Source organism: Paracidovorax cattleyae (assembly GCF_900104515.1).
In the GTDB taxonomy this organism is placed as follows: Bacteria; Pseudomonadota; Gammaproteobacteria; order Burkholderiales; family Burkholderiaceae_C; genus Paracidovorax; species Paracidovorax cattleyae.
The window spans coordinates 1-13,608 of sequence record NZ_FNJL01000027.1 but is presented as its reverse complement, the minus strand read 5'-3'; the positions used below and the strand labels follow the sequence as shown (position 1 = coordinate 13,608).

General features: G+C 69.5%; 12 protein-coding genes. 11 read left to right on the top strand and 1 reads right to left on the bottom strand.

What is annotated here, in order from left to right; all coding sequences use genetic code 11:
• The first annotated feature begins 211 nt into the window (after positions 1–211).
• From pyrC to htpX, 3 genes are all read left to right on the top strand, one after another.
• Entirely contained in the window at positions 212–1,297 is a 1,086-nt protein-coding gene (pyrC, locus tag BLR05_RS19240; protein WP_092837511.1) for a dihydroorotase, read from the top strand.
• A complete protein-coding gene (locus BLR05_RS19235; RefSeq protein WP_377777787.1) occupies positions 1,297–2,115 on the top strand; it encodes a DUF3025 domain-containing protein in 819 nt (272 codons plus the stop codon). The genes pyrC and BLR05_RS19235 overlap by 1 nt, the downstream gene beginning before the upstream one ends.
• Positions 2,116–2,227: 112 nt before the next feature.
• Positions 2,228–3,103, top strand: a complete 876-nt coding sequence (gene htpX, locus BLR05_RS19230) for a protease HtpX (RefSeq protein ID WP_092837508.1) — start codon at positions 2,228–2,230, stop codon at positions 3,101–3,103.
• A gap of 97 nt (positions 3,104–3,200) precedes the next feature.
• Here htpX and BLR05_RS19225 read toward each other — a convergent pair whose 3' ends face one another.
• The gene (locus BLR05_RS19225; RefSeq protein WP_092837505.1) at positions 3,201–4,184 is read right to left on the bottom strand and encodes a LysR family transcriptional regulator; all 984 of its coding nucleotides are present in this window, start codon (positions 4,182–4,184) and stop codon (positions 3,201–3,203) included.
• A gap of 118 nt (positions 4,185–4,302) precedes the next feature.
• Between BLR05_RS19225 and BLR05_RS19220 the strand changes: the two genes are divergently transcribed.
• From BLR05_RS19220 to BLR05_RS19185, 8 genes are all read left to right on the top strand, one after another.
• A complete protein-coding gene (locus tag BLR05_RS19220) occupies positions 4,303–6,435 on the top strand; it encodes a 3-hydroxyacyl-CoA dehydrogenase NAD-binding domain-containing protein (RefSeq protein WP_092837502.1) in 2,133 nt (710 codons plus the stop codon).
• Between the two features lie 35 nt (positions 6,436–6,470).
• Positions 6,471–7,667 (top strand): acyl-CoA dehydrogenase family protein, encoded by a 1,197-nt coding sequence (locus tag BLR05_RS19215; protein WP_092837499.1) that lies wholly within the window; start codon positions 6,471–6,473, stop codon positions 7,665–7,667.
• The gene (locus BLR05_RS19210) at positions 7,667–8,806 is read left to right on the top strand and encodes an acyl-CoA dehydrogenase family protein (RefSeq protein WP_092837496.1); all 1,140 of its coding nucleotides are present in this window, start codon (positions 7,667–7,669) and stop codon (positions 8,804–8,806) included. Before BLR05_RS19215 ends, BLR05_RS19210 begins: the two co-directional genes overlap by 1 nt.
• A gap of 21 nt (positions 8,807–8,827) precedes the next feature.
• A complete protein-coding gene (locus BLR05_RS19205; protein WP_092837493.1) occupies positions 8,828–9,637 on the top strand; it encodes an oxepin-CoA hydrolase, alternative type in 810 nt (269 codons plus the stop codon).
• Between the two features lie 67 nt (positions 9,638–9,704).
• Positions 9,705–10,982 (top strand): CaiB/BaiF CoA transferase family protein, encoded by a 1,278-nt coding sequence (locus BLR05_RS19200; protein WP_092837490.1) that lies wholly within the window; start codon positions 9,705–9,707, stop codon positions 10,980–10,982.
• Between the two features lie 88 nt (positions 10,983–11,070).
• Positions 11,071–12,078 (top strand): Bug family tripartite tricarboxylate transporter substrate binding protein, encoded by a 1,008-nt coding sequence (locus BLR05_RS19195; RefSeq protein WP_092837487.1) that lies wholly within the window; start codon positions 11,071–11,073, stop codon positions 12,076–12,078.
• A 48-nt stretch (positions 12,079–12,126) separates the two neighbouring features.
• Complete coding sequence (locus BLR05_RS19190; protein WP_092837485.1) at positions 12,127–13,158, top strand: Bug family tripartite tricarboxylate transporter substrate binding protein; 1,032 nt, start codon at positions 12,127–12,129, stop codon at positions 13,156–13,158.
• 67 nt (positions 13,159–13,225) lie between these two features.
• Positions 13,226–13,608: electron transfer flavoprotein subunit beta/FixA family protein (locus BLR05_RS19185; RefSeq protein WP_143015959.1), on the top strand; the 383-nt coding region annotated here is incomplete at its 3' end.

The window sequence follows — 13,608 nt, the reverse complement described above, 5'->3', positions numbered from 1 at the left end:
GGCGCGGGCCCATGGCACGCAGTCCTACGCACCCAGCCGTCCACGGACCACAACCGGGAAGGGCTGCGCTGCCTACGATCACATTCATGCCGAACAGCGATGCGCTGCGGCCCGGATCCCCCCCTCGCCCCAATGACTGGGGTTTCACCCTGTCCTGCCTCGCGGCGGACAGGGTTTTTTATGGGCGCGACCGGTGGGAGAATCGGCGCCCATGACCGCTGCCGCACACCCCGCTCCTCCCGCATCCGCCTCCATGGACACCCTCACCATCACCCGGCCCGACGACTGGCACCTGCACGTGCGCGACGGCGAGCCCCTGCTGACCGTGGTGCCCCATACGGCCGCGCAATTCGGCCGTGCGGTCATCATGCCCAACCTGCGCCCCCCGGTCACCACGGCGGCCCAGGCGCTGGCGTACAGGGAGCGCATCCTGGCGGCGGTGCCGCAGGGCGTGTCGTTCGAGCCGCTGATGACGCTCTACCTCACCGACAACATCCCGCCCGCGGAAATGGCGCGCGCGAAGGAGGCCGGCATCGTCGCCTGCAAGCTCTATCCCGCAGGCGCCACGACGAACAGCGATGCCGGCGTGACCGAGCTGCGCAGGATCTACCCGGTGCTGGAGGCGATGCAGAAGGCCGGCCTGCTGCTGCTGGTGCACGGGGAGGCCACGGGCAGCGAGATCGACCTGTTCGACCGCGAGGCCGTGTTCATCGACCGGCAGTTCATTCCGCTGCGCCGAGACTTCCCGGAACTCAAGATCGTCTTCGAGCACATCACCACGCGCGAGGCCGCGCAGTACGTGGCGTCCAGCGACGCCTTCACGGCCGCCACCATCACGCCGCAGCACCTGCTCTACAACCGCAATGCCATCTTCACGGGCGGCATCCGGCCGCATTACTACTGCCTGCCGGTGCTCAAGCGCGAAACCCACCGGCTCGCCCTGGTGGAGGCCGCCACCGGCGGCAGCCCGAAGTTCTTCCTGGGCACGGACAGCGCGCCGCACGCCGCTCACCTGAAGGAGCACGCCACCGGCTGCGCGGGCTGCTACAGCGCGCATGCCGCCATGGAGCTGTATGCCGAGGCTTTCGACAGCGTGGAGGCGCTGGACAAGCTCGAAGGGTTCGCCAGCTTCCACGGCCCGGATTTCTACGGCCTGCCGCGCAACCAGGGCACGCTGACCCTGCGCCGCGAATCCTGGACGCCGCCAGAGAGCTTCCCTTTCGGCGAGGCGCTGCTCAAGCCGCTGCGCTCGGGAGAGGCGCTGGCCTGGCGAGCGGTGGCCAACCCGCCGGCCTGATGAAGCCGCCCGGCCTTCGCGTCCTGCAGGCCCCGCTGCCTGCTGCCGCGCGGATGGTCGATGCGGTGGATTGGGACCGCCCCTGGATGGCCCCCCTGCGCGGCGCGGGGTTGGCGGCAACTGCCGCCGTGCGATCAGGGCTGCCCGTCTGGCAGGCCCTGGCGGCAGGGCATGCTGCGGGCCGGCGGTTCGTCGCCCAGCAGTGCCTGCCGGCCGGCGAAGCCTACGAGGCCTTCATCTTCCGTACGGGACAGGTGCCGACCCGCGACAACCTGCACGACTTCCTCAACGGCCTGGCCTGGCTGCGCTACCCCCGCGCCAAGGCGTGGCTCAACGCCCTGCAGGCCGGTGCGATCGCCGCGCAGGGCGTCGGCGCGGTGCGCGGCCCGCTGCGGGATGCGATCACGGTCTTCGACGAGAACGGCGCGGTGTTGTTCGCGCCGGCCATGCTGCGGGAGGCACTCGCCGCGCGCGCATGGCGCCGGCTGTTCACGGACCTGCGTCCGCTGTGGCGGCAGGCGCGCCTGGAAATCTTCGGCCACGCCCTGCTGGAGCAGCTCGCCGCGCCCCGCAAGCCGCTCACCGCCCACGTGCTGCTGGTGCCGGATGCTCCTGAAACAGTAGCTGACGTGGACGGCTGGATGGCCGGCTGCCTGGAGCCGGCGCTGTTGGAAGCCAAGCCCTTCACACCCCTTCCGGTGCTGGGGGTGCCCGGCTGGTGGGCCGAAAACGAGAACTTTTGCTTCTATGATGACTCTTCCGTATTCCGCAGCGCACGCCCCGCATCACAGTACACAACAGGGGTCCCTCCGCGCTGAGACGGCGGCTTGAACGCCCGGCCGACATCCCCAAATTACTGTCGTGTCGGGTCCGGTACCAGGCCGTTTCTTCCCCCTGCACCCAACGCTTCCCCTTCGTGGAGAACCTTCGATGAAACGCATCGCGCTATTTCTGCTCACCAACCTTGCCGTCGTGGTGGTGCTGGGCATCGTCGCCAGCCTGCTCGGCGTCAACCGCTACCTGACGGCCAACGGCCTCAACCTGGGGGCGCTGCTCGGCTTCGCCTTCATCATGGGCTTCGGTGGCGCGATCATCTCGCTGCTCATCAGCAAGCCCGTCGCCAAGTGGAGTTCCGGCGTGCGCGTGATCGACGGCACGGGCTCGCCCGACGAGGCCTGGATCGTCCAGACCGTGCGCAAGTTCGCCGACCAGGCCGGCATCGGCATGCCCGAGGTCGGCATCTTCGAGGGCGACCCGAACGCCTTCGCCACCGGCGCCTTCAAGAACAACGCGCTCGTGGCGGTGTCCACCGGCCTGCTGCAGGGCATGACCCGCGAGGAGGTCGAAGCCGTGATCGGCCACGAGGTGGCCCACATCGCCAACGGCGACATGGTCACGATGACGCTGATCCAGGGCGTGATGAACACCTTCGTGGTGTTCCTTTCGCGCGTGATCGGCTACGCGGTGGACAGCTTCCTGCGCCGCAACGACGAGAACAGCTCCGGCCCCGGCATCGGCTACATGGTCACCACCATCGTGCTCGACATCGTGCTGGGCTTCCTGGCCTCGATGATCGTGGCCTGGTTCAGCCGCCAGCGCGAGTTCCGCGCCGACGCGGGCGCCGCCCGCCTCATGGGCCGCCGCCAGCCGATGATCAACGCGCTGGCCCGCCTGGGCGGCATGCACCCGGCCGAACTGCCCAAGGGCCTGCAGGCCATGGGCATCGCCGGCGGCATCGGCAAGCTGTTCAGCACCCACCCGCCGATCGAAGAGCGCATCGCCGCGCTGCAGAACGCGCAGGGCTGATGCTCCCTGTCCGGCCGCTGCTTTCCGGCGGCCGGCAGCAAAGACGCTACAACCCCGCCGTGGCGACACGGCGGGGTTTTTTCCAGCGCCACGCTGCTCAAGGGCTGCCAGGCATGTGTGCCGACGCCGCGGCGGTGGCCGGCGCGGGTTCCGTTCCGCCTTCTCCGGCTGCGGTGTCCACGGCCGCTTTCCCCTCGGCATGCCGTGCCTTGCCCAGCAGGAAATCGATGCAGGTCCGCACGGCGCGCGTCTGGTGGCGGTTGGGCAGGTATAGCAGGTACATGTGCGTGCCGAAGATGCTCAGGCGGTATTCGTCGAGCGTGGTCAGCACCTCGCCGGTGGCGATCGCGTCCTGCACCACGTAGTCGGGCACCAGACCCACGCCCAGCCCGGCGAGGATGCCCTGGCGCAAAAATGGGAAGTGCTCGGAGATCAGCGTGGGCTCCAGGAGTATCTCGTGCCGCTCGGCGCCCTGGTAGGCCGACAGGCGCAACTGGCGGCCGGTCACGCCGGCGGTGATGACGGGGCCGGCGCGCAGCGCATGCAGCGTGCGCGGCAGGCCGTGCCGGCGGGCGTAGTCTGCGGAGGCGCAGGCCAGGTAGCGCACGTTGCCCAGGCTGCGCGCCACGAGGGACAGGGGCGGCTCCTGCACCACGCGGATGGCGATGTCCACCTCGTCACGCAGGTTGTCGGCGCGGTTCTCGAACAGCACGTCCAGCACGATGCCGGGGTACATGCGCTTGAATTCGATCAGCCAGTCGCCCATCACGATCTGCCCATAGCCGCTGGGCACGCTGATGCCTACGCGGCCCTGCAGGCCCTGGCCCAGCGTGGTGACGGCCTCCTGCGCGGCCATCAGCTCGTTGCGGATGGTGCGGCCGTGCTCGTAGAGGCGCAGGCCGATCTCGGTGGGCTCCACCCGGCGCGTGGTGCGCTGCACCAACTGCACGCCCACGGCCTTTTCCAGCTTGGTGAGGTGATAGCTCACGTTCGCGCGGGTCATGCGCAGCTTGCGCGCCGCCTGGCTCAGGTTGCCGCTGTCGATGATCTCGACCAGCAGGGTCAGCGAGGGCAGATCCATGGAAGCGTTCCGGCGGATTGATTGAAATCCTTTGACAGTCTGTCAATGGATGATGGGATTGTCAGAAAACATTGTCGCCGCAAGAATGTCCTGGAACAGCTATCCAGGAGACAAAGGCATGACCTCAGCAGCGGCTACCGCTTCGCCCGCGCAAACGCGCCTGCAGGGCGACGTTCTCGTCGTCCGCATCGACAACCCGCCCGTGAACGCGCTGGGCGCTGCGGTGCGCCAGGGCCTGATGGCCGCCATCGGCGAGGCCGAATCGCGGGCCGACGTGCAGGCGGTGCTGATCGTGGGCGAAGGCAAGGCCTTTATCGCCGGGGCGGACATCCGCGAATTCGGCAAGCCGCCCGTGGAGCCCTCGCTGCCCGAGGTCTGCCAGCGCATCGAATCCTGCGGCAAGCGCGTGGTGGCCGCCATCCATGGCGCGGCGCTGGGCGGCGGGCTGGAAGTGGCGCTCGCGGCGCACTACCGCGTGGCGCTGCCGGGCGCGCAGCTCGGCCTGCCCGAAGTGAACCTGGGCCTGCTGCCCGGCGCGGGCGGCACGCAGCGCGCGCCGCGCCTGATGGGCGTGAAGCCGGCCGCCGAGATGATGCTGAGTGGCAAGCCTTTAAGCGCCAAGGCAGCCCTCGGCGCGGGCCTGGTGGACCGTCTGGTGGACGGCAGCGATCCGGTCGCCGCCGGCCTGGCCTGCGTGCAGGAATTGCAGGCCGCGCAGGCGCCGCTGCGCCGCACGCGCGACGTCGCCATCGCCGACAAGGCCGCCGCGCTGGCCGAGCTGGACGCGCTCGCCTCCGACACCGCCAAGAAATCGCGCGGCCTGTTCTCGCCGCAGAAGATCGTCGAATGCGTGCGCAACGCCGTGGAGCTGCCCTTCGATGAGGGCATGCAGCGCGAGCGCGCGGCTTTCATGGAGTGCCTGGCGAGCCCGCAGCGCGCGGGATTGATCCATGCCTTCTTCGCCGAGCGCGAGGTCGCCAAGGTGCCCGAGGCGAAAGCCGCCGCGCCGCGCCCGGTGGCGTCCATCGCCGTCATCGGCGGCGGCACCATGGGGGCGGGCATCACCGTGTCGGCGCTGGATGCCGGCCTGCCCGTGACCATGATCGAACAGGGCGACGCCTCGCTGTCCCGGGGCCGCGCGCACGTCGAGAAGGTCTACGACGGGCTCGTCGCCAAGGGCCGCATGGCGGCCGACGCCAAGGCCGCCGTGATGGCGCGCTACACCGGCAGCACGCGCTACGAAGACATCGCCGCGGCCGATCTGGTGATCGAGGCGGTGTTCGAAGACCTGGAGGTCAAGAAAGCCGTGTTCCGCGAGCTGGACCGCGTCTGCAAACCTGGGGCCGTGCTGGCCACCAACACCTCGTACCTGGACATCGACGCGATCGCCGCGGCCACGCAGCGCCCGCAGGACGTGATCGGCCTGCACTTCTTCAGCCCGGCCAACATCATGAAGCTGCTGGAGATCGTGGTGCCGGCGAAGGTGAGCGCCGACGTGGTCGCCACGGCCTTCGCGCTGGCCAAAACGATGAAGAAGGTGCCGGTGCGCGCCGGCGTGTGCGACGGCTTCATCGGCAACCGCATCCTGGCCGTGTACAAGCAGGCGGCCGACTACCTCATGGAAGACGGTGCGTCGCCCTATGAGATCGACGCGGCGGTGCGCGGCTTCGGCTACCCGATGGGCCCGTTCCAGGTGACCGACCTGGCGGGCGGCGACATCGGCTGGGCCACGCGCAAGCGCCGTGCCGCCACGCGCGACCCGAAGGCGCGCTATGTGGAGATCGCCGACCGCATCTGCGAGCGCGGCTGGTTCGGCCAGAAGACGGGGCGCGGCTTCTACCTGTACCCGGAGGGCGCCCGCACCGGCCAGCCCGATCCGGAAGTGCTGGCGATCGTCGATGCCGAGCGCGCGAAGCAGGGCGTCGCGCCGCGCAGCTTCACGCCGGAAGAAATCATGCGCCGCTACATGGCCGCCATGGTCAACGAGGGCGCGAAGGTGGTGGAGGAGGGCATCGCCCTGCGGCCGCTGGACGTGGACGTGACCTTCCTCTCGGGCTACGGCTTTCCGCGCTTCCGCGGCGGGCCGATGCACTACGCCGACACGGTGGGCCTGCCGAAGATCCTGGCCGACATCCGCGAATTCGCGCAGGAAGACCCGCTGTTCTGGAAGCCCGCGCCGCTGCTGGAAAAGCTGGTGGCCGAGGGCCGCGACTTCGGCAGCCTGAACCGCGCCGCCGCCGAAGCGCACTGACCGAACGACAGAACGAGCGATCGACGAAAGACCTCATGGATCTGCAATTCACCCCCCAGGAGGAAGCCTTCCGCGACGAAGTGCAGGCCTTCCTGAAACAGCATCTGCCCGCCGACCTCTCGCACAAGGTGCGCGCCGGCCTGCGCCTGGACAAGGCCGACATGGAGCGCTGGCACGCGATCCTGAACGCGCGCGGCTGGCTCGCGAACCACTGGCCCGAGCAGTACGGCGGGCCGGGCTGGAACGCCGTGCAGAAGTTCATCTTCGAGAACGAGTGCGCACTGGCGGGCGCTCCGCGCATCGTGCCCTTCGGCGTGAACATGCTGGGCCCGGTGCTCATCAAATACGGCAACGAGGCGCAGAAGCAGTACTGGCTGCCGCGCATCCTGAGCGGCGAGGACTGGTGGTGCCAGGGCTATTCGGAGCCGGGCGCGGGTTCGGACCTGGCCTCGGTGAAGACCACGGCCGTGCGGCAGGGCGACCACTACGTCGTCAACGGCCAGAAGACCTGGACCACGCTGGGCCAGCACGCCAACATGATCTTCTGCCTGGTACGCACCGACCGCGAGGCCAAGGCGCAGTCGGGCATCAGCTTCCTGCTGGTGGACATGCGCTCGCCCGGCGTCGAGGTGCGCCCGATCATCACGCTGGACGGCGAGCACGAGGTGAACGAGGTGTTCTTCACCGACGTGCGCGTGCCAGCGGTCAATCTGGTGGGCGAGGAGAACAAGGGCTGGACCTATGCCAAGTACCTGCTGACCTACGAGCGCACCAACATCGCGGGCGTGGGCTTCTCGGTGGCCGCGCTGGAGAAGCTCAAGCGTGTGGCCGCCACCGTGCAGTGCAACGGCCGGCCTCTCGCGCAGGACCCGCTTTTCGCCGCGCGCCTCGCCCGCGTGGAGATCGACCTGGAGAACATGAAGACCACCAACCTGCGCGTGATCGCCGCAGTGGCCGGCGGCGGCGTGCCGGGCGCGGAAAGCTCCATGCTGAAGATCCGCGGCACCGAGATCCGCCAGGAGATCCTCTCGCTCACGCGCCGCGCCATGGGCCCGTACGCGCTGCCCTTCCAGGAAGAGGCGCTGCACGCCGGCCACGAGGAACTGGCCGTGGGCCCGGAAGGCGCCGCTGCCGCCGCGGCCAACTATTTCAACTACCGCAAGCTGTCGATCTTCGGCGGCTCCAACGAAATCCAGAAAAACATCATCTCCAAGATGATCCTGGGGTTGTGATGAATTTTGTACACACCGAAGACCGCCGCATGCTGGCGGACACGCTGGACCGCTTCATCGCCGGGCAGTCCGGCATCGAGCAGCGCAACCACGCCGCCTACGGCCCGCAGGGCCACAGCCCCGCGCTGTACCGCGGCTTCGCCGAGCTGGGCGCGATCGGCGCGCTGTTCACCGAGGCCGATGGCGGCTTCGGCGGCGCGGGCTTCGACGTCAGCGTCGTGTTCGAGCGGCTGGGCCGCGGCCTGGTGGCCGAGCCCCTGCTGGGCGCCCTGGTGGTGGGCCGCGCCGTGGCGGCGGCCGGCAGCGAGGTGCAGAAAGACACCGTGCTGGCGCCGCTGATGGCCGGCGAGGCCGTGGCCGCGCTGGCGCACGACGAGCCGGGCGGGCACTACGAACCGACGCGCGTGGCGGCCACCGCGCGTCGCAAGGAAGGCGGGTGGGTGATCGACGGCGCCAAGGGCGTGGTGCTGTTCGGCGACAGCGCCGATTGGCTGCTGGTCTCTGCCCGCACGGCCGGCGGCACGTTCGACGCGGCGGGCATCTCGCTGTTCCTCGTGCCTGGCAATGCCGCCGGGCTTTCGCGCCGGGGCCATGGCCGGATCGACGGCGGCCGCACGGCCGAACTGGTCTTCACCGACGTGGCCGTGGGCGCCGAGGCGCTGCTGGGCGCGGAAGGCGAGGGCGCCGCACTGCTGGAGCGGGCCGTGGGCTGGGGCCTGCTGGCGCTCTGCGCCGAGGCCGTGGGCGCGATGGACGTGGCCAAGGAACACACGCTGGAGTACCTGTGCACCCGCAAGCAGTTCGGCGTGCCGATCGGCAGCTTCCAGGCGCTGCAGCACCGCATGGCCGATCTGCTGCTGGAGGTGGAGCAGGCCCGCTCGGCCGTCATCAACGCCGCGGCCGCGATCGACGGCGCGGACCGCACCGCGCGCGAGCGGGCGCTCTCGGCAGCCAAGTTCAGCATCGGCCGCATCGGCACACTCGTGGCCGAGGAAAGCATCCAGATGCATGGGGGTATCGGCATGACCTGGGAACTGCCGCTGGCGCACTATGCGAAGCGGCTGGTGATGATCGACCACCAACTGGGCGATGAAGACCGCCACCTGGCCCGTTATATCGCGCTCGGCCAACCGGCATAAGACGAAGAAGGACCCCATCCCATGACGGAGACGACCGCGCCCCTGCTGCAGCGCCGCGAAGGCGCCGTGCTGGTGCTCAGCAACAACAACACCGCCGCGCGCAATGCCCTGTCGCCCGCGTTCTACGCCGCGCTGACCGAGGCGCTGGCCGCTGCGCAGGATGATCCCGTGGTGGGCGCCATCGTGCTCACCGGCGAAGGCGGCCACTTCTGCGCGGGCGGCGACCTGCGCCAATTGGCGAAGCGGCGCGAGCTGCCCATCGAAGAGCGCCGCGCCAGGCTGGAAGGCCTGCACGACCTGATCCGTGCGGTGCGCGGCAGCGGCAAGCCGGTGATCGCGGCCGTGGAGGGTGCGGCGGCCGGTGCGGGCCTGTCGCTCGCGCTGGCCTGCGACATGCTGGTGGCGGCGCGCAATGCCGTCTTCTCCGTGGCCTATGTGAAGGTGGGCCTCACGCCTGACGGCGGCGCGACGGCCTTCCTGGCCGAATTCGTGTCGCGCCAGGTGCTGACGGAGCTGTGCCTGACGGGCGAGCGGATTTCGGGCGAGCGCCTGCATGCACTCGGCGCCGTCAACCGCCTGGCCGAACCGGGTGAGGCATTGGCGGGCGCGCTGGCACTGGCCGCCAGCGTGGCGAACGGGTCGCAGCAGGCCATGGCGCGCATCAAGACCCTCTGCCTGGCGGCGCCCCAGGCCACGCTCGAAGAGCAACTGGAGAGCGAAGCGCAGAGCATGGTGCTGTCGCAGGAGACCGAAGAGTCGCGCGAGGGCATCGCCGCCTTCCTGGAAAAGCGCGCGCCCGATTACGTGCGCCTGCGCGGCCCTGCGGCCTGACGCGCATCCCGGTGCCGGGTCGCGCAGGGGGCTGCGGCCACGCCGCCCGCCGCACCACAATGAACGAATGACTGGAGACAAGACATTGAACGCCACCACCCCTGACGCCGCATCGCCTGACGGCATCGACTTTCCGCTGGAGGGCGTGCGTGTGCTCGATCTCTCGCGCGTGTTCGCCGGGCCGCTGTGCGGCCAGGTGCTGGCCGACTTCGGCGCCGAGGTGGTGAAGGTGGAGCATCCCGGCCGCGGCGACGACACGCGCGACTGGGGCATGCGCATCGGCAAGACCGAGACCACCTACTACAACAGCATGAACCGCAACAAGCGGTCGATCACGCTGGACCTGCAGAGCCCCGAGGGTGCGAAGATCGTGCACGACCTGCTGCCGCAGTTCGACGTGGTGATCCACAACTTCAAGACCGGCGGCGCCGAGAAACTGGGCCTGGGCTACGAGCAGCTCAAGGCCATCAGGCCCGACCTCATCTACTGCGCGGTGGCCGGCTACGACGTGACCGGTCCCGAGGCGAAACGGCCCGGCTACGACCTGGTGGTCCAGGGTGAGGCGGGCCTCATGGCGCTCAATGGCGAGGCCTCGCAGCCGCCGCTCAAGTTCGGCGTGGCCGTGGTGGACCTGATGACGGGCATGTATGCCGCGCAGGCCGTGCTGGCGGCGCTGTTCCGGCGGGAACGCACCGGCCGGGGGCGGCTGATCGAGATGGCGCTCTACGACTGCGGCCTCATGGTCACCGGCTACTACGGGCTCGACGCCATGCAGCTGGGCCGCGATCCCGCACGCTACGGCAACGCGCATCCGTCCATCGTGCCCTACGGCATGTTCGACGCAGCCGACGGACCGCTCATCATCGCCGTGGGCAACAACGCGCAGTTCGACAAGTTCTGCCGCCAGGTGATCGAGCGGCCCGACATCGTCGAAGACCCGCGGTTCGCCACCAACGTGGAGCGCGCGAAGAACCGGCAGGTGATCGGCCCGATGCTCACGGAGCTGATCCGCACCTTCCCGCGCGACGTGCTGCTGGAGCGCCTGTCGGCCTGCGGCATTCCCTGCGGCAAGGTGGCCGGCCTGCACGAGGCGCTGACCAGCGAGCGCACGCGGCGCGGCGGCCTGCTGCAGGACATGCCGCACCCCGTGGCAGGCACCACGCCCGTGTTCGCGCCGCCGTACCGCATCGACGGGCAGCGTCTGCCCATCCGCCATGCGCCGCCCACGCTGGGCGAGGGCACGCGCGAGGTGCTTCAGCGGCTGCTGCAGATGAGCGATGAAACGCTGCAGGGCTTGCAGCAGCGCGGTGTGCTGACGCTGCCGGAGGCACCACCGAGTCCCTGATTTTTCCCGCCGGCCCGGTGCACCAGGCCGCCCGCAGAGGCGGCGCACCGGGGCCGAATTTTCCACAGAGAACCCCGGAGACAACACCATGACAGGTTCCCGATGCAACCGCCGCGCCGTGCTGCACGGCATGGCCGCGCTCGGCGGCGCCGGCTGGCTGGGCACGGCCCCCGCCCAGACCCCGAAGGCCGGCTGGCCCGCCAAGCCCATCCGGCTCATCGTGCCGTTCAACGCAGGCGGCGCCACCGACATCATCGCCCGCAGCTTGGGCGAAGCCCTTTCGCAACGCCTGGGCCAGCCGGTGGTGGTGGACAACCGGGGCGGCGCCGCCGGCATCCTGGGCACCGACGCGGTCGCCAAGGCCGCGCCCGATGGCTATACGCTGCTGCTCTCGCTCAGCACCTCGATGCTGATCAACCAGTTCCTCTACACGAAGCTGCCCTACGACCCGCAGAAGGACCTGACGCTGATCACGCAGATCGCGGCCGCGCCCGTCACGCTGGTGGTGCACCCCTCGGTGCCTGCCGGCAACATGAAGGAACTGCTGGCCTACGTGAAGGCGAACCGCGGCAAGGTCTCGTACGGTTCCTGGGGCGTGGGCTCGTATGCGCACCTGGGCGGCGCCTACATGAGCAAGACGCAGGATGCCGACATGGCCCACGTCGCCTACAAGGGCGAGGCGCCCATGATCCAGGACCTGATCGGCGGGCAATTGCAGCTGTGCTTCTCCAGCGCGCAGAACACCAAGCCCTTCATCGACTCCGGCCGCCTCAAGGCCATCGGCGTGACCGGCACGCAGCGCATGGACATCCTGCCTCAGGTGCCCACCATCCACGAGCAGGGCGTGACGGACGATGCCTATGCCGTCTTCGGCTGGGTCGCCATGGGCGGCCCCGCGAACCTGCCCAAGGAGGTGATGGACGTGCTCCAGGCGCACCTGCGCGAGATCGCGCGCGACCCGAAGCTGCTCGAACGCATCCGCGGCGCGGGCTTCATGCCGCTCATGAACAGCCCCGAGGCTTTCCAGGCCAACTACCGCCGCGACATGCCGGTCTGGAAGGCCCTGGTCGAGTCGGCTGGCGCCAGGCTGGACTGACTCCCACCTTTCCCCATCGCACCCAGAACCGAACCGGAGACCCGACGAATGCCTTTGTTCCCCGCCACACCCCCGGCCCGCGCCAAACGCCGCACGCTGCTGGGCCTCGCCGCCGCCGGGCCGCTGGCGCTGCTGCTGGCCGGCCACGCCGGGGCGCAGCCGTCCGCGCCGGCCGGCGCCTGGCCCGGCAAGATGATCCGGCTGGTGGTGCCCTTCCCCGCGGGCGGGCCCACCGACACGGCCTCGCGCATCGTGGGGCAGAAGCTGGCCGAGCGGCTCGGGCAGGCCGTGGTGGTGGACAACCGGCCGGGCGCATCGGGCTCGATCGCCGCGCTGCAGGTGGCCAGGTCCGATGCCGACGGCTACACGCTGATGATGCTCGCCACGCCCACGCTGCTGGCGCCGCACCTCTACAGGAAGACCGGCTACGACACGCTCAAGGATTTCACGCCCGTGGCCACGGTGTACGACCTGCCGATCGTGGTGGTGGTCAACCCCGCGCAGCTGCCCGACGTGAAGACCCTGCCGCAGCTCATCGCCCACGCCAAGGCGCAGAAGACGCCGATGAACTACACCAGCTCGGGCACCGGCAGCTTCGGCCACCTGAGCATGGAACTGCTCAAGCAGATGGGCGGCTTCGACATGCAGCACGTGCCCTACAAGGGCGGCGTGCCCGCGATCACCGACACCATCGGCGGCCAGGTGCCGGTAATGTATGCCGACCTGGTGGCCGCACTGCCGCACGTGCAGGCCGGCAAGCTGCGCGCCCTCGCCGTGGGCTCGCCACGCCGCGTGGCGATGCTGCCCGATGTGCCGACGATCGCCGAGCAGGGCTTCCAGGGCTACGACGCGGTGTCGTGGGGCGGCCTGATGGCACCGCGCGGCACGCCGAAGGCGGTGGTGGACCGCGTGGCCGGCGAGGTCCGGCAGATCCTGGCCGAGAAGGACGTGCAGGACCGGTTGCTGGGCGCAGGCGCGATCGCGCACTTCCAGGACCCGGCGCAGATGGCCGAGCGCGTGCGGCAGGACTACGCCAAGTGGGGCGGGATCATCCGCGACAAGGGCATCGCATCCGAGTGACCGGGCGTGCCGATTCCACCTGCATCTCCTTCTTTTTCTTCCATTCTTTATCCAACGAGGTCATCCCATGAAAATCCTGGTCCCCGTCAAGCGCGTGGTGGACTACAACGTGAAGGTCCGAGTGAAGTCGGACAACACGGGTGTGGACATCGCGAACGTGAAGATGAGCATGAATCCGTTCGACGAGATCGCGGTGGAAGAGGCCGTGCGGCTGAAGGAAAAGGGTGTGGCCACGGAAGTGATCGCGGTCTCGTGCGGCGTGGCGCAGTGCCAGGAGACGCTGCGCACGGCGATGGCGATCGGCGCGGACCGCGCGATCCTGGTGGAGAGTTCGGAAGAGCTGCAGCCGCTGGCCGTGGCCAAGATCCTGAAGGCCCTGGTGGACAGGGAGCAGCCGCAACTGGTCATCCTGGGCAAGCAGGCGATCGACGACGACTCCAACCAGACCGG